The sequence below is a fragment of the Fructilactobacillus sp. X2R5C3 genome, assembly GCF_059901325.1.
This window is the reverse complement of sequence record NZ_JBWXUY010000001.1, coordinates 451614-467782: the sequence shown is the minus strand read 5'-3', so window position 1 is coordinate 467782 and position 16169 is coordinate 451614. Positions and strand designations below refer to the sequence as shown.

Sequence of the window (16169 nt, the reverse complement as noted above, 5' to 3'; positions counted from 1 at the left end):
CTACTTGGTTACTAAATCATACTCATCCTTTGGAACGTCCTTAAACGTTGGTGATAACTCCCCAACTGAAATCACGTCCAGGCGGTGCATCGCACGACTACAAATTGTGTACACTAACTGGTCATCACGCTCCGTTGGATATTCTTCTTTAGAACCATTCCACATTACAACGGCGTCAAACTCAAGTCCCTTAGCTAAATAGGCCGGAACAACAATAACACCCTTGACCAACCGCTGATTTTCGGTTTGAATCAACGTGGACTTAATCCCATCTTTTTTTAGCTCATCATGAACTCGTCGACACTCGTCTAACGATTTAGCAATGACGGCCGTGGTATCACTCGCCTGATCATTTGCCTGAATCGTATTCTTTAAAACGTTTATTCCCTTATTAAAATCTTTGACAACGTTAATTTTAGGAAGTTCACCACTTCTAGCAAACGACTGGATCTTACTGCCATCTGGGATCAAATGCTTGGTAAAATCAGTGATTTGTTCAGTTGAACGATAAGACTTATTAAGTTCGATTACCTTGGTCTTCTCAGGATCAAACATCGTCTTCATTTCCCGCAAAAGGCTGTTACTACTCTCATGCGTGAAGATCGCTTGGTTGAGGTCTCCCAGTAAAGTAAACTTAGCCCTTGGAAAATTAAATTTGAGGTAAGCCAACTGAAAGGGGGTATAGTCTTGAACTTCATCGACAAACAAATAACGCATGTGAATATCAGGACGTTTCCCAGATATTAAATCATACAAATAAAGATAAATTGAAATATCAGCATCACTAATTTTGCCATTCTTTAATCGCTCAATTGATTTTTCAACCCCGTCATTCCATTCTTGTTCATCAATTCCATACTTGCTCAAGTCGGTAATTCTAGGAACGTTTCTGATTAGATTAACGAACTGGCGATTGATACTAACAAATCGACCGCGAGTAATGGCCTTTCTAACGTTTCTAAAAGCGTTTTGGACAATCTTTTTAGCCAAAAAGTTATATTCCTTATCGGGATTATCCATACTTTCGCCATATTTAGCGTAAATGGCCTGAAGTTGTTGCTGGTCAAGTCCTTCAATGGTTTCTTCGACCCACTTCTTTTTCATCTCACTCCCAATGTGACGATTTAAAATCTTATTCAGTTCTTCCTTGGTAGCTTCCAAACGATTCCGTAAGTTATAGTTTTCGTTAAAACGATAGTAGATTTCACTAATATCTTCCTTAGAAATAAAGATATTATCTTCAAATTTAATGTCTTTGAACTGAAAGTTTTCCTTATTTAAATGATGAGCGTACGTTCCAACTAGATCAAAGAAATCCAAGCTGTTTTTGAAGTCAACCACCTTTTGTTGGTGTTTTTCATGAGTTTCGACAAAACGTTCACCAATGGTTTCAACCTCCAAGTGGGGAACTCGTCGGTTGGTGTATTGGTAGTACGTCATCTGAACCATATTTTGTTCCCCTAACTCGGGTAAGACCTCATTGATGTAGTCATTAAAAAGTTGGTTGGGGGAAAATAAGATTACTTGTCCAGAATTCAAATTACCACGATAACGATAAAGTAAGTATGCAATTCGTTGCAAAACAGCAGCCGTTTTTCCTGACCCGGCCGCTCCTTGAACAAAAAGCAAATCAGAATCAGTATCACGAATGATCTGGTTCTGCTCTTTTTGAATCGTGGTAACGATGCTCTTCATTTTGGTATCAGACTGATGACTGAGATTTTCTAGAAGTAAGTTGTCTCCAAGGGCTTCGTCTGTATCAAAGATGGTTTCAATCTTACCGTTCTTGATCTCAATCTGTCGCTTTAACTTGACGTCAACCTTTTGGGGACCAGCCGGTGAATCATACGTCATTTCACCAATTCCACTATCATAGTAAATACTGGAAATAGGTGCCCGCCAGTCGTACACCAGATAATCGTCAGGATTATCGGTAAATGACGCTAGGCCAATGTAAATGGTTTCAGTGTGTTTCTCGCCTTCTTCGTGAAAATCAATTCGAGCAAAGTATGGATTTTGATCCAGCCGTTTTAGCGTATCAAGATCCTTTGCGGCGTTCTTCCAGCGGTTCTCACGTTCCGAAAGTAATTGCTGTTGCTGTCTAACCGAGACACCCGTCTCCATCTGTCCACTATATGTACTTGTCTTTAAACGAACATCGTTAAAAAAGTTCTTTTGGATTTCCGATTGGTCACCCTTCGCTTTTTTAATTTTTTTAGCAGCATCGACCTCTGCCATTTCAATTTTGCTTTCAACAAAATCAAGGTGTTTCTGTTCTTCATCTTTAATTGAATTTTCCAACGGATAATCCCTCCTGCTTGCTAAACTTGATTAAATATTCTAACATATTAACTCAACTGAACAAAATATATAAACCAAGGTGATCGTAATATGGATTCAATCTCATTAGTAATTGTTCTACTTGCGGCCCTAATAACTCCATTAGTGATGGCACGATTCCACATTTCAATGCTGCCAACCGCAGTCGTTGAAATTTTAGTTGGAATCATATTAGGACCCAGTTTATTCAACATCGTTTCCGACTCAAACATTTTATCCATTCTTTCCAAGATTGGTGTGATCGTCCTGCTGTTTTTGAGTGGAATGGAAATTGATTTTTCCTTATTTAAACCCAAAAGCAAAAATCCCAGTGAACTAGAAAAAAAATCAAGCAAAACTGCTCCACGATTTTCCTCCGTTCAACTAGCCTTTATGGGTTATGCAACGGTTATCATTCTAGCATTAATCCTAGGATACTTCTGTAAATTAACTGGACTATTTAGTGACTTCTGGTTAGCTTCAATCTTGTTTGCTACCATTTCACTTGGCGTGGTCATCGCAGCCTTAAAGGAAAAAGACGTCACTGGAAGCGCCTTTGGCCAAACCATTCTGTTAATTGCTGCCCTTGGTGAAGTTTTACCGATCTTTGCCCTGACGATCTACGCCTCAGTATTTGGATCCGACAGTAAGTCACTATGGCTCATCCTGATTCTATTTGTGGTAGCAGGTTTTTTATTGTGGTGGTTTAAACGTTTCTTCAAGGTTTCAGACCAAATCAATAAATCAACCACTCAGATTGACATCCGGCTAGCTTTCTTCATCATTGTTTTACTATCAACGATTGCCGTCTTTGTTGGATCAGAGGACATCTTAGGGGCATTCATCGGTGGAATGGTCTATAAATTACTACAACCATCCGAAACCACGAAAGATCGATTGGATTCAATCGGATATGGGCTCTTCATTCCAGTCTTCTTTATCATGAGTGGTGTTGGTTTGAATGTCAAAGAGTTGCTGTCAAACCCAGCGACTTTGGTTCTAATCCCCGTTTTCTTTGCTAGTTACATCATCGCGAAGTTGGGACTTTATCCCATCTTTAGGTTACGTTTCAATAAGCAAAACTCACTGGCTGGAATGGCCCTTCCGAGTGCAACCATCACCATGGTTCTGGCAATCCTCCAAGTTGCTAAGGGGATGAAAGTGATCACATCTCAACAATCGGGGGCATTTTTGCTTGCAGCGATTATTACCTGTATCATTGGCCCACTGGTCTTTAACAAGGCCTTTAAAGTCGAACCAGAAACCTATCCTAAGATTAAGGTTAATTTCTTTGGGGTTAACTTAACTACCATCCCAGTCGCTCAACAACTTTCAACTGGGTGGTACGACGTTAACGTATACACTGATAATCAGGAGCACTACCGCTCCTATAACAGTCAGGCTAACGTTCATCTTGTTTCTAAGCTTGACCCAAGATTTTTAATTGACAACGGCTATTTTGACTGCGATATCGTCGTCATGGCCTACTTTGATTCAGAGAAAAGTTACGAATTGGCCAAGTCGGCTAAAAAGTACGGTGTCAAACGGGTTATCGCTCGTTTTGAGAATCGTGATGTCCTTGATAAGCATCAAGATGAACTCCTTTCTCTAGGGGTCGAGATATATAACAACCTTGCCGTTAATATTGCCATGCTAAGAGAGTTGATTGAGGTCCCGTCAACATTTAAGATGATTGAATCTAACGAATCAGTTCTCCATGAAGTTAAACTAACTAATCCGAGTTTGGCTAACATAGCAGTCAAAGACCTTCCCTTTAGTAGTGACATTACTATTAACGAAATCTTTCGCGACCATAAACTACTTCACCCGACCGGTGAGACGATCCTAAGATTAGGTGATCAAATTATTTTCTCAGCCCAAAAGGGAACTGGAATTCAAATCAGAAGTGATTTTAACCCGGAAGCATCACAAAATTAGATTAATTAATCCACTGACTAAGATGATGTCAGTGGATTTTTTATCGCGTTCATGATGATTTACGCAAAACAATATAATGATTATTTCAAATGATTACTAAATTATACCAATTCCATCCGTCCGTTTATCTTGGACGTTAAAATATGCTAGAATTAAGCAACTAGTGAATCAGGGGGAAATAAAAATGACTTCAATCAATTTATATTTTGTCAGACACGGCCAAACATATTTGAATCGTTACCATCGTTTACAGGGATGGGCAGACTCAGCTTTAACCGATAAGGGAATCACCGATGCAATTGATGCTGGAAAACACCTTAATAAGGTTGATTTCAACAAGGCATATAGTAGTGATACCAAAAGGGCCCGTGACACCGCCGAACTAATCCTAAAGGAAAATCCATCAGGACTAGTTGAACCGATCGAAATGGAAAACCTCAGAGAAGAGAATTTTGGATATTTTGAGGGAAATGACATGGGACAAGTTTGGCACATCATTGGGGGGCCATCTGGCGCTGATTCATACAGTCAAATGATCGCCACTTATACGATGGAAAAGACCCGCGACATGATTGCTGACGCCGATCCATACGGGGATGCTGAAAATGATTCACAGTTTTGGAAACGAGTTCAAACTGGGCTGGACGAAATCGTTAACAACGCTGAAGATGGTGACGATATTCTCATTACTGCTCATGGAACTCTCATTCGAAGTATCGTTAGTCGTTTTAGTGACATCGATATTAGTGAACCCATTCAGAATGGCAGCGTCACTAAAGTTGATTATAAAGATGGCGATTATATTATCAAATACTATAACAACATTTCAGATCCAGTCTAAAGGAGTATAAATGATCGACAACTTTACTGATGTAATTACAATTGGTTTAGATTTAAATGATGCTAATTTTCAGTACTCAATGGAGGAACTTAACAACTTAGTCACCGCGAACAACATGCATAGCGTTGAAACTGTGACCCAAAAATTGGATCACCATGATCCAGCAACCTACTTCGGCAAAGGTAAGGTTGAATTTCTAGAACAACTCGTCAAAACGTCTGGGACAGATATCATTGTGGCAAACGATGAACTCAGTCCTAGTCAAATTCGAAACCTTGAAAAATTAACCAATGCTAAAATCATTGACCGAACTGGGCTAATTTTGGAGATCTTCGCCAATCGAGCTCGTTCCCGTGAAGCCAAGTTACAGGTCCAATTGGCCAAACTAAACTATCAACTCCCGAGGCTTCGTACTAGTGCTAGTCAACGATTAGACCAACAGTCTGCTGGTGGCGGACTAGCTAACCGTGGTGCTGGTGAAACCCAAATTGAATTGAATCGTCGAACCATTCAACATCAAATCACGCACGTTCGTCACGAATTAAAGGAAATTGACAAATCATACGACACTCAAAGTAAAAAGCGCAAACAAAACGATTTGAAAACCATTGCTCTTGTTGGTTACACCAACGCAGGCAAATCCACGATTATGAATCAACTGGTAAAACGATTTGGTGAAAACGAGGAGAAAGAAGTTACCGTTAAAAACATGCTATTTGCCACCTTGGACACCAGCGTGCGAAAGATTGAGCTACCAAACCATAAACGTTTTCTTGCAACCGACACGGTTGGTTTTGTCAGTCAACTTCCGCATCAACTAATTCAAGCCTTTAAATCAACTTTAAAAGAGGCAAGCAACGCCGATCTCTTGGTACAGGTAGTTGACTACTCTGACCCGAATCAAGAACTAATGATGCAAACTACTGAAAAGACTCTAAGAGAAATCGGGGTCCCCGACATTAACATGATTAAGGTCTTTAATAAGGCTGATAAGAGTGGAGAAAATTATCCCGTTCGTGAAGGCAATAACATCATCATGTCAGCTCTTGACCCTGATTCAATTAATTTATTAATCGACATAATTTCTCAAAACTTGTTTAAAGATTACGTCAAAAAGACGTACCTCATCCCTTTCAGTAGTGGCCAAGTAGTTTCGGACCTAAATGAAAACGAAACGGTCTATCAGACTGACTACACCGATCAGGGAACGAGGTTGAAAGTTGAACTTCCCGAAACATCGGCCAAAAAATACCAAAAATACGAAGTTAATTAATAAAATTACATTGACATTTAATATGGATCGCGGTTAAATGGTCCTATACTAATTTAAGAGAACAATATTTAAAGAAACCGCCCAAGAGAAGCCGACGTTATTCTGGAAGTTGGCTGACTAATCTTTATTTAACCACCTCTTAAAACACATTAATACGCAACAAAAAGCGCTCTGAAAATTTCAGAGAATTTTGGGTGGAACCGCGCAAATTTGCGTCCCTGACATTTAGTTGTCAGGGACTTTTTTTTATTCTCAAAGGGAGGAATTTTATATGAAGAAACCAAAAGAAGAGTCCAATGTAAAGTTAAACCGTTCTTTAGGAATTTGGTCAGCACTCTCACTTGTAGTTGGAACCATCATCGGAGTTGGAATCTTTGTTAGACAAGCTGCCGTTCTAAACGATGCAGGATCAGCAAATGGTGCCATGCTGGCTTGGCTAGCCGGGGGACTTCTGACTTTAGCCGCGGGACTTTCAATTGCCGAGATTGCCTCGCAAATTCCAGAAACCGGTGGACTATATGCATACATGGAAGTCATTTATAACAAGTTTTGGGGCTTTTTATCTGGATGGATGCAGATTATTGTTTATGGTCCCGCAATGATCGCTTCACTTGGAGCTTATCTTGCCATCCTATTAGGTGACTTTTTCCATATTTCACCAGAATGGAACATTCCGATAGCTATCATTGCAGTTGTTGCGGTTGGTCTATTAAATACCTTTCCCAATCGATTTGGAGCTGCTTTTTCAATTATTACCACAATTTGTAAGCTCGTCCCAGTCGCAGCGCTTATTATCTTCGGACTTTTCTTTGGTCACGCTAATGCTTTTACTCAAAGTGTTAGTGACGTCCACTCCTCAGTTGGTGGTTTTGGAGTTGCCATGTTAGCCACTCTATTTGCCTTTGACGGGTGGATCCTAGTTGCTAACCTTGGTGGAGAAATCAAAAACCCTAAAAAGATGCTACCACGTGCTATCACCTTCGGAATTTTAATTGTCATTGCCATTTATATGCTAGTTTCATACGGTGTTTTAAAAAGCATTGGGCCTCAGAAAATTCATGATCTTGGAACAAATGCCATTCCATACATGGCTAACAAAGATTTTGGAATGATCGGTGGGAAGATTTTAAGTATTGGTATCATTATCTCAATCATCGGTTGCATGAACGGAAAAATCATGACCTTTCCTCGTATCATGTATGCCATGGCGAAAGAAAATCAACTTCCGTTCTCTAAGCAGTTAGCTTACCTCAATCCAAAGACCAGAACGCCAGTGGTATCAATTGCTGCTGTTCTAGTAATCGTAATCATCATGATCTGTTTCTTTGATGCCGACCGACTCTCAGAACTATGTATCTTTACTGTCTATTGTTTTTACGTGATGGCGTTCTTCGGGGTTTTCATCCTTAGAAAACGTCACCCCGACCGAAAGCGAGTCTTCTCAGTTCCACTATATCCATTCACACCAATCGTAGCTATTTTGGCATCCCTTTTCGTAATCTGTTCAGAAATTGGATCAGACTTCATTGGGGTCGTTTGCTCACTGGGAATCGTTGCACTCGGGATTCCAATCTATTACTTTGAAGTTATTCTCAAAAGAAATAAGGTTAAAAAATAAGAGATCTCAAATGAGATCTCTTATTTTTTCTGATATGCAATTTTAATCTGAACCGCATAGTCGTCAGCTCCATCAATTAAGCCGGCTCGACCAGAAGTCTTGTATTTTCCTCCAACCAAAAAAGCTTCAGCTAGATACAACTTGACTTTATTCTTATCGATTTTTTGAATATCTTCAAAACCAGCCTTAACAATGTGGCCAACGGGTTCACAATTAACCTGATTCATTCCGGCATAGACTTCATACTTTCCGTTTTCTTCTCTTAAATCAAAGTAAGGGATTAACACTCCATCACCCAAAGCGTAGACGCGATGCTTAGGATTAGCTTTAATTTCGGAAAGAAGCGCCCGATCGCCTAATCCATTGTAGTCATCACTCGCAACTTTTTTGGTAATCATGGTATCGGCTAACTGATGAACGTTATGGCGCTCACTAATTGTCGATTCCAATTTAGCTGGCATCGTTTTTCTTTCATCAAATAAACCGTTGGCGGGAATATTACGATAACGACGACTTCCACTACGAGCCTCGGTTTGCTGATCAGTTTCCTTGGGCTGAATGTGCAAGACCTTATTAATGACCGGGGTAACATCAAACTTCGCCCGTTTTTTAGTAAAGTAATACATGATGTTTAGGTACAAGAAGTACGCTAAAATCAAGACAACTAAGAAGACCAGAACCCCCCTAATCATAAAGCCATTTACAACAAAACGGTAGGCAACGTACAAAAGGTAAAAGTCGCCTAGAATCCCTAAAATTACGTAAATTCGGCTTTTAGTGTTTGTTTCAATCGTTATATATCCAAGATAATGATTAATAATATCTAGAAAACTAAACATTAATGTTCACCCCCAGGATTAGTCGTATTGGCTTGGGTATTATTCTGAGTATTGTTAGAAGTAGTCCCCGTACCATTATTAGAATTGCCGTTATTTCCGGTATTCTGACTTGATTTTTCGGCATTTCCACCGTTATTATCAGTTGTCTTTTGATTGTTATTACCAGTCTCCGAATTATTTCCATTCGTGCTGGTCGAATTATTTTGCTCCTGTCCACCAGAAGTTGTTTTCCCTTGTTCATTATTTGGTGACTTACTATTACCATCGTTATTGTTATTATTCATATTATCTTGTTTAGCCCCAGAACTATTGGATTCATTTTTACTATTATCGTCATTAGAATTCGAGTTCTGGTTCTTAGTACCCTTATTATTATCATCATTCTTCTTAAAGTCAAAAATAGAACGTTTCTGGCTTTGATGGGTAGTGACTTTAGCACCCTCGTGGGTATTGGTTGCTTTATTGACAACAATATTAGTGGCTCCTAACGCTAAACAAATTGAAATAATGGCAAATGGAGTAAGAAATGGTGGCACTCGATTTGGCATTTAATCATCCTCTCAACGTATATTCTCTTTTGTGAAGCTTAATTATTGCACTTAAAAGTAAAGAATTTATTCCAGTCGATAAAAGATTTCTTTAAAGTTGTCTTTTTAAATTTAGTACAATTTGATCAATCTGATTCTTAGTTTGACTCCACTTCTCATTATCAATCACAATGGACCGATTTTTTAAAGCAGCTGGAAGCTTTAAATCACGCGCGTCTTCTTTACTTTCCATGCGAACTTGAATCTGAGCCAGAGTATCCCCGCGATCAATCATGCGCTTTTTAAGCTCAGCCGGATCTTTAACTTTCAAAAAAATGACAACCGCTTCTACTCCTAATCGATCCTTGTACGTAATGGCACCTTTCGTGTCTAACACAATTGAAACAATGGGAGACTTTAAAAAAGCACGATCTAACCCTTCGTATGATGATCCATAACAGTGCCCCGAATATCTTACTGATTCTAAAAGATGAAGTTTTTTAAAACTTGTCGGTGATTCAAAATAATAATCTACTCCATCTTGCTCTTGATCCCGTGGTGCTCTGGTCGTATGGGTAATCACCTTAGGAATTCCATACTTTTTCATTAAATAATCCGAGATGGTGGTCTTACCGGTGCCAGCGGCTCCAGTAATCACAATTACAAATCGTTTATTTGACATAGTGGTCCTCAATGTATTCATTGGCCTTTTTAAGTGGTGGAAGTAAGTTATCGTATGTGACTAACTTCAAAGCTTCTTCGTAGGTGCACCAACGATCCTCACTAATTTCTTCCTTCTGTCTGGTAACCGAAGTGCCAACCGGAACCTCCGTCACAAAGAAAGTTACTACTTTGTGGTGGCCATTCTTCATGTCATACTCGACCTTTACATCAAAACCATCATCAATCTCACCATGAATTCCCGTTTCTTCTCTTAATTCACGTTTAGCGGCCTGTTGTAATGTCTCGTTTCCCTCGACGTGCCCCTTGGGATATCCCCAAAAATCACTAGTTGCACTTTTTAAAAGTAAATATAGTGGTTGATTTTCCTTAAGTTGAAAAACAATCGTTCCACCGTCAATTTCATTAATCATAAAAATGCCCCATTTATTTGTTTCTTTCATTGTACCAAAAAATCAAAAACTACACTGATTTAATACTGAACTTAAGCATAATTGGTGAAAGAATCGTCGAAAGTACAATTACCATAATAATTTCGGAGTACAGTTCAGAAGCAAGCAGATGACTAGCTAGTCCAATCTGAGCGACAATGAGAGCCATTTCACCTCTTGATACCATTCCGGCACCCACTACGTTGGCATCTTTTAGGGTCAATCCAGTTAATTTCGCTCCAATTCCACACCCAATCCATTTGGTAAGAACCGCTAAGATCGTCATTACTACAACAATCAACCACGTGCTAGAGAGCCCCTTAAAACTCATCTCCATCCCAATTGCGGCAAAAAAGATTGGAATAAAGAAGGAATAACCAATTCGATTAGCACTTTGAATCACCTGATCATGAAGCGGCGTACGTCCAATTGCAATTCCAGCGAAGAAAGCCCCTAACACCGTGCTCAGATTGGCCGCTTCTGCCAGATATGCCATGATCAAACAAATGCTAATCCCCATAATCGACACGGCTGAATTGGCAGGAAGAAGGTCGGCTAACCGCATGAGCCAAGGTGCAATCCATTTGATGACAACAAAAATCAATCCAAAAAACAAGACCTGAAACGTAAACAGAACAAACAGGTTTTTAGATCCTGATCCCGTCCCAAACACACTTGAAAAAACACTCAACAAAATAATTGAAATCACATCGTCAACCACTGCAGCCCCTAAAATGGTTGCTCCCGCGACCGATTTCAGCTTACCAAACTCCTGAAGCACTTCGACACTAATGGATACTGAAGTAGCCGAAAAGATCACTCCCCAAAAGAGCGCTCTTTCAATTCCTTGGCCTAGTAGTTGACCATAAAGGGTAAAAGCAACCACCGGTAAAATGACCCCACAGATAGCAACGCTAACGGCCGGCTTTAAGTACTTCTTGACCAACTCGAAATCACATTCTAATCCCGCAATAAACATCAAAAAGATGACCCCAATTTCGGATCCAACCGAAACCAGGTGATTTAAACTGACTAGGTGCAAAACCGCGGGTCCAATTAATAAGCCGGCCATAATCTCTCCTACCACCGCTGGCATCCCAATCCTTTGACTTAAAACTCCTAAAATCAACGTTGAAAGTAAAATCAATCCAATTGTTGCTAAATATTCCATATAACCTCCGTTATCCCTCAAAAAAAGCAGAGTTTGCCAATTTGACAAACTCCACTAATTTAATAAAACTTATGTTCTTTTATCATTTTCTTTGCATTGGGGTTAGGCTTGGACCTAGCTTCAAACAAGTAATAGGTAGCTCGTCTTTCCTCAAACATTTGGGCATGACTACTACGCAATTTGTAATTCTTAATTAGCGCATCACGTCCGCCCTTTCTAGAGCCACTACTCATGTACTTGTACAACTCAGCATTACTCTTGTTACTTGTATTATCAACCCTAATTACCAACCATTGAACTTGTTTCTTTCGAACCACCTTGTTAGCTGATCTCATCATTTTAGGATAAGCGCGGCTAGGAATATTATTACGTTCGAAGAAGTAATGAGTTGGATATGCACCAGAACTGGTGTAAAAACCATTTTCTAAACGACTGTAAGTTAAAAGGGTCGGTGTTCCCTTACTTTCGTCTCTAATAATCTTTCCAAACGAAACTTGAGCAGGCTGTTGGTACTCACCTTTCTTAGGATTAAGAGTAACGTATAAGTTTTGGGGATGCAACTTCGAGTAAATAAAGTTATTGTTTGATCCAAGGACAAAGGTTAAGGCCATACATAGCGTTACGAAAACAAACGTCCAAGGGAGAGCGAGCTTTCTGTTAGATTCAAAGTGTCTGATAAAAAACACCAGTACAAAGATCGTTGTCACCATGATAAATGGGAAATAAGCTAATTGATAGTACTGATAGATTTTACCAAAGGTGTGACCGTAAACGGCTACAATCGCATTTACAATCATCATGAACAAGAAAAGCGACTTTGAAATTCCATCTTTAAAGATTTCATGGTCAAATAAAACATAGATTAAGCCCAAGAGACCAAAGACCACCGTGATCGGATACTGCGTCAGAAACTTCATAAAGAATCCAGTTGCCATTAGAATCTTAGTTGGTACAATTCCCGATGAACCGTAAACGGTCATGTTAATGGTAAAGTAAACGTGGATAAAGGACTTAAAACTCCCTGTTACTAAGAAATAAATCAACCATGGAATAAGTGCGATTAAGAAGCTGAGTCCACTAAAGAAAATCAATCGCCACATTTCTTTAAAGCGACGATGGTAAACGTAGAAGATAAACATAAAGACATAAAATCCAATCCATGGACCAAGTAAAGTGTACTTCGAAAAGAAGACCACTCCGACCATGAATCCCTGAATCATCCATTCCCACCATTTGATATCAAAATCATTTTGACAAGCCTTTAAAGCAACATAAATCAAATATAAAACGGCCGGGAACACGAAGAATTCAACCGAACCACCATAGTCATAAAATGGCTGAAGCACGGAAAAAACTGGCATGAACAATGAAATTACAAATGACCAATTTTGTGACAAGTATAATCTAGCAATCTTGTAAGCCATGGTCATAATAATAATCATCGCAATAATCTCAAACGGTACCATCCCAACAAGCGATCGTTTTGTAATCAGTGAGGCTAGTCCGTAAAGCAAATAAACAAATGGCCCTTTTTGCTCAAAAACATCCTTATATGGAATGATTCCGTGAAACATTGCTTTACCGACAGTGAAAAAATTATTACTGTCGGGTGAGGTATCAAAATAATAGAACGGTGAAGCAAATGACAAAAGTAGAATTATGATAATACTCATTACTACAAACGTTAAACCAAATAAATAAGGTTTAGTTTTTAGTTTTTTTAACATACATTGTTCTTCCAATCATTAAGAATTTAAGCTCACACTCAATAATAAAAGCAATTATACCACATTCCTCCCCTCAAACGCGGAGACGCCAGACTTCATAACCTTATTTTAAGATTATACTTTTCTTTTTAGTAACCAATATACTGACTTCCGATTATTGGGAGCCTTTTGTTCATGAGTGGATACGACCCGATAATTCTCTAACAGGGTTTTGGATGCTGGCCTAGTAGAATCGTGTCTGCCAAAGTATGTTTTGATTGAATCAGCTTGATTGGTCTTTACGACAATCCATTCAACCGCCTTCTTTTTAACAACTTTATTTTGTGACTCGACCATTTTAGGGTTCTTATCATACGAGATATTGTTGATCTGGAAATAATACTGCGTGGGAAGTGCTCCTGAAACCGTGTACATGCCAAGATCAAGATATCCGTAGTTGAGAAGGGTTGGAGTTCCCTTACTCTCTTTTCTAATAATTTTGCCAAACTTCTTTTGCGCGGTCTGCGGATCACTAGGATCCAGCGTTTCCTGATTGTTATTCGGAAATAATTTTGATTTTTGAAAATTGCCGTTAACCCCCATGGTAAAGAACAGGACTAAAAGCGTCATCAAAACAAATGTCGAAATAAGTCGCTTATTAGGCAATGTAATTTGCTTATAATTTAGTCCTTTAGCAATTAAAACGACCAACGTTACAAGAACATACGGCATAAACGCTAATTGGTAATAGACGTATAGGGTGTCTGGGGTATAGCTGTAAACAGCAAAAAAAGCACTCACAAACATCATACACAAAAAAATATTCTTTTCCGCCCCATGGCTAAAGACGACAAAAAGAATTAACGGAATTGCACCCAAAACAAAGAGTTGCGGTTTATCAATTAAAAATTCACTAAAAATGGCCAGTGAGCCAGCAATCTTCGTGAAAATTCCACCATTAGCTGAGGTGCTATAAACCGTCATGTTGGAAACAAAATAAACATCGTAAAAGGCTTTAAACGAGTTAGTAACGAGAAAATAAATTCCCCAGGGTACTATCGCGGCCAAAAAACCAACGCCACTTGAAAGAATCATCTTAAAAAGACTACTAAACTTTTTATGGTACAAATAAACCAGCGCAAAAATAATGTAAAAAGCAATCCAAGTGCCCAACAGCGTGTATTTAGATAAAAAAACCACCCCAACTAGGAATCCCTGAACTAACCAGTTCACGTTACTAATCGCAAAATGATTGTGGCATGCTTTAAAAGTTAAATAAATGGCCGATAAAATCATCGGAAAGACGAATTCTTCCGCCAGGCCACCATAGGTAAAATACTCTTGAAACATTAAGAAAAAGGGCGTTATAAGTGCCAAAATTGAAGCAGTTGGTTTACTAACGTATAAATGAGCGGTTTTAAAAACCAAAAATAACGAGGTTGCTAACGCAATTATTTCTGCTATGGTAATTCCAATAATCGAATAGTGACTGATTAAATAAGCGAGCCCATAAAGCAGATAAACGTATGGCCCCTTTTGCTCAAAAACATCCTTGTACGGAACTAGTCCGTGCATCATACCCTTGCCTACCGTAAAGAAACAGTTAACGTCGGGCGAATAATCAAAATAATAAAGTGGGGATGCGTAACTAAACATCCCAATAAAGATTAAGGCTACGACCACAAAAGCCAAAAAATAACAAACGTTTACATTTTTAATGAAACGTTTTATACGGAACTCCATTTCCGATCCTACTCCTTTTTAAACCGTTCCCATTATATCCTAGAATAATTGTTATGTACACGTTTGAACGTGTATCACACGGGTACGTTGATTCTTCCACACTTTTTTTACCATTTTAAAGTGTTATCATAATAATTAAACTAATTAGGTAGGTGAATGTTATGAAACAAGGAACTAAAATCATTACATTAGATAATGGTTACCACCTATGGACTAACACTCAAGGGACCGGAGACATTCATCTTCTCGCCCTTCATGGTGGCCCGGGTGGAACACATGAATACTGGGAAAACACTGCGAAACAACTGAAAAAACAAGGACTAAACGTCCAAGTTCACATGTACGATCAATTAGGTTCGTGGTACTCCGACACTCCCGATTTTGATGATCCGAAGGTAGCTAACAAGGTTTTAACCTACGACTACTTCCTTGACGAGGTTGAAGAGGTTAGACAAAAACTCGGAATCGATAAATTTTATTTGATTGGTCAATCTTGGGGTGGTGCTTTAGTTCAGATGTACGCCGCTAAATATGGTGATCACCTGAAAGGTGCCATTATTTCTTCAATGGTTGATCGGATCGGGGACTATACTGACCATTTAGCTCAAATTAGAGAAAAAGCGCTCACCCCCGAACAATTAGCGTACATGAAAAAATGCGAAGCAAATAACGATTACGATAACGATAAGTATCAGGAACTGGTCGAACTCTTAAATCGGGAATATGTGGATCGAAAGCAACCCCCTGCAATTGCCCACGTCATTGATACCATGAGCAAACCTATCTATAACGCCTTTCAGGGTGATAACGAATTTGTCATCACTGGAAAGTTAAAAGACTGGAACTTTACTGATCATTTAAAGGACATCAAAGTTCCAACACTGGTCACTTTTGGTGAACACGAAACCATGCCAATGGAAACCGGAAAACGAATGGCTAAAATGATTCCAAACGCTCAATTCGTTTCAACCCCAAACGGTGGTCATCACCACATGATTGATAATGCCCCCGTCTACTACGACCATTTGGCCAACTTCATTAGACAAGTTGAAAATGGAACTTTCAACCAAAAATAAGCAAAC

13 protein-coding genes are annotated in these 16169 nt (G+C 39.1%); 5 read left to right on the top strand and 8 right to left on the bottom strand.

The genetic code is table 11. The features are described 5' to 3' along the window. A complete protein-coding gene (helD, locus tag AC6UDE_RS02285; protein ID WP_500696514.1) occupies positions 1–2301 on the bottom strand; it encodes an RNA polymerase recycling motor HelD in 2301 nt (766 codons plus the stop codon). Positions 2302–2391: 90 nt separating this feature from the next. Here helD and AC6UDE_RS02280 point away from each other — a divergent pair, with 90 nt between their 5' ends. From AC6UDE_RS02280 to AC6UDE_RS02265, 4 genes are all read left to right on the top strand, one after another. After that, the gene (locus AC6UDE_RS02280) at positions 2392–4257 is read left to right on the top strand and encodes a cation:proton antiporter domain-containing protein (RefSeq protein WP_500696513.1); all 1866 of its coding nucleotides are present in this window, start codon (positions 2392–2394) and stop codon (positions 4255–4257) included. 184 nt (positions 4258–4441) lie between these two features. Beyond that, positions 4442–5098 carry a histidine phosphatase family protein gene (locus AC6UDE_RS02275; protein WP_500693505.1) on the top strand — a complete coding sequence of 219 codons (657 nt, stop codon included), beginning with the start codon at positions 4442–4444 and terminating at the stop codon, positions 5096–5098. Positions 5099–5108: 10 nt separating this feature from the next. Further along, positions 5109–6371, top strand: coding sequence for a GTPase HflX (hflX, locus tag AC6UDE_RS02270; protein ID WP_500696512.1), 1263 nt, complete (start codon positions 5109–5111; stop codon positions 6369–6371). Between the two features lie 271 nt (positions 6372–6642). Beyond that, the gene (locus tag AC6UDE_RS02265) at positions 6643–7989 is read left to right on the top strand and encodes an APC family permease (protein WP_500696511.1); all 1347 of its coding nucleotides are present in this window, start codon (positions 6643–6645) and stop codon (positions 7987–7989) included. Positions 7990–8009: 20 nt separating this feature from the next. Here AC6UDE_RS02265 and AC6UDE_RS02260 read toward each other — a convergent pair whose 3' ends face one another. From AC6UDE_RS02260 to AC6UDE_RS02230, 7 genes are all read right to left on the bottom strand, one after another. Continuing rightward, positions 8010–8828, bottom strand: a complete 819-nt coding sequence (locus AC6UDE_RS02260; protein WP_500696510.1) for a DUF6681 family protein — start codon at positions 8826–8828, stop codon at positions 8010–8012. Continuing rightward, positions 8828–9376: a hypothetical protein gene (locus AC6UDE_RS02255; RefSeq protein WP_500696509.1), complete on the bottom strand. Its 549-nt coding sequence runs from the start codon at positions 9374–9376 to the stop codon at positions 8828–8830. Before AC6UDE_RS02255 ends, AC6UDE_RS02260 begins: the two co-directional genes overlap by 1 nt. 91 nt (positions 9377–9467) lie before the next feature. Next, positions 9468–10037, bottom strand: a complete 570-nt coding sequence (locus tag AC6UDE_RS02250; RefSeq protein WP_500693500.1) for a guanylate kinase — start codon at positions 10035–10037, stop codon at positions 9468–9470. Continuing rightward, positions 10027–10449 carry a bis(5'-nucleosyl)-tetraphosphatase gene (locus tag AC6UDE_RS02245; RefSeq protein WP_500693499.1) on the bottom strand — a complete coding sequence of 141 codons (423 nt, stop codon included), beginning with the start codon at positions 10447–10449 and terminating at the stop codon, positions 10027–10029. The genes AC6UDE_RS02250 and AC6UDE_RS02245 overlap by 11 nt, the downstream gene beginning before the upstream one ends. A gap of 49 nt (positions 10450–10498) precedes the next feature. Beyond that, complete coding sequence (locus tag AC6UDE_RS02240) at positions 10499–11638, bottom strand: cation:proton antiporter (protein ID WP_500696508.1); 1140 nt, start codon at positions 11636–11638, stop codon at positions 10499–10501. A 59-nt stretch (positions 11639–11697) separates the two neighbouring features. Continuing rightward, on the bottom strand, positions 11698–13365 hold the full coding sequence (locus tag AC6UDE_RS02235; RefSeq protein ID WP_500696507.1) for a glycosyltransferase family 39 protein: 1668 nt from the start codon (positions 13363–13365) through the stop codon (positions 11698–11700). Between the two features lie 114 nt (positions 13366–13479). Beyond that, positions 13480–15087: an ArnT family glycosyltransferase gene (locus tag AC6UDE_RS02230; protein ID WP_500696506.1), complete on the bottom strand. Its 1608-nt coding sequence runs from the start codon at positions 15085–15087 to the stop codon at positions 13480–13482. Positions 15088–15248: 161 nt separating this feature from the next. Between AC6UDE_RS02230 and AC6UDE_RS02225 the strand changes: the two genes are divergently transcribed. Beyond that, positions 15249–16163 (top strand): proline-specific peptidase family protein, encoded by a 915-nt coding sequence (locus AC6UDE_RS02225; protein ID WP_500695260.1) that lies wholly within the window; start codon positions 15249–15251, stop codon positions 16161–16163. Positions 16164–16169: the final 6 nt, after the last annotated feature.

Excerpts from the sequence above, each read along its gene's own strand:
- AC6UDE_RS02280 (WP_500696513.1), top strand. The coding sequence starts at position 2,392 with ATGGATTCAATCTCATTAGTAATTGTTCTACTTGCGGCCCTAATAACT.
- AC6UDE_RS02275 (WP_500693505.1), top strand. The coding sequence starts at position 4,442 with ATGACTTCAATCAATTTATATTTTGTCAGACACGGCCAAACATATTTG.
- hflX (WP_500696512.1), top strand. The coding sequence starts at position 5,109 with ATGATCGACAACTTTACTGATGTAATTACAATTGGTTTAGATTTAAAT.
- AC6UDE_RS02265 (WP_500696511.1), top strand. The coding sequence starts at position 6,643 with ATGAAGAAACCAAAAGAAGAGTCCAATGTAAAGTTAAACCGTTCTTTA.
- AC6UDE_RS02260 (WP_500696510.1), bottom strand. The coding sequence starts at position 8,828 with ATGTTTAGTTTTCTAGATATTATTAATCATTATCTTGGATATATAACG.
- AC6UDE_RS02255 (WP_500696509.1), bottom strand. The coding sequence starts at position 9,376 with ATGCCAAATCGAGTGCCACCATTTCTTACTCCATTTGCCATTATTTCA.
- AC6UDE_RS02250 (WP_500693500.1), bottom strand. The coding sequence starts at position 10,037 with ATGTCAAATAAACGATTTGTAATTGTGATTACTGGAGCCGCTGGCACC.
- AC6UDE_RS02245 (WP_500693499.1), bottom strand. The coding sequence starts at position 10,449 with ATGATTAATGAAATTGACGGTGGAACGATTGTTTTTCAACTTAAGGAA.
- AC6UDE_RS02240 (WP_500696508.1), bottom strand. The coding sequence starts at position 11,638 with ATGGAATATTTAGCAACAATTGGATTGATTTTACTTTCAACGTTGATT.
- AC6UDE_RS02235 (WP_500696507.1), bottom strand. The coding sequence starts at position 13,365 with ATGTTAAAAAAACTAAAAACTAAACCTTATTTATTTGGTTTAACGTTT.
- AC6UDE_RS02230 (WP_500696506.1), bottom strand. The coding sequence starts at position 15,087 with ATGGAGTTCCGTATAAAACGTTTCATTAAAAATGTAAACGTTTGTTAT.
- AC6UDE_RS02225 (WP_500695260.1), top strand. The coding sequence starts at position 15,249 with ATGAAACAAGGAACTAAAATCATTACATTAGATAATGGTTACCACCTA.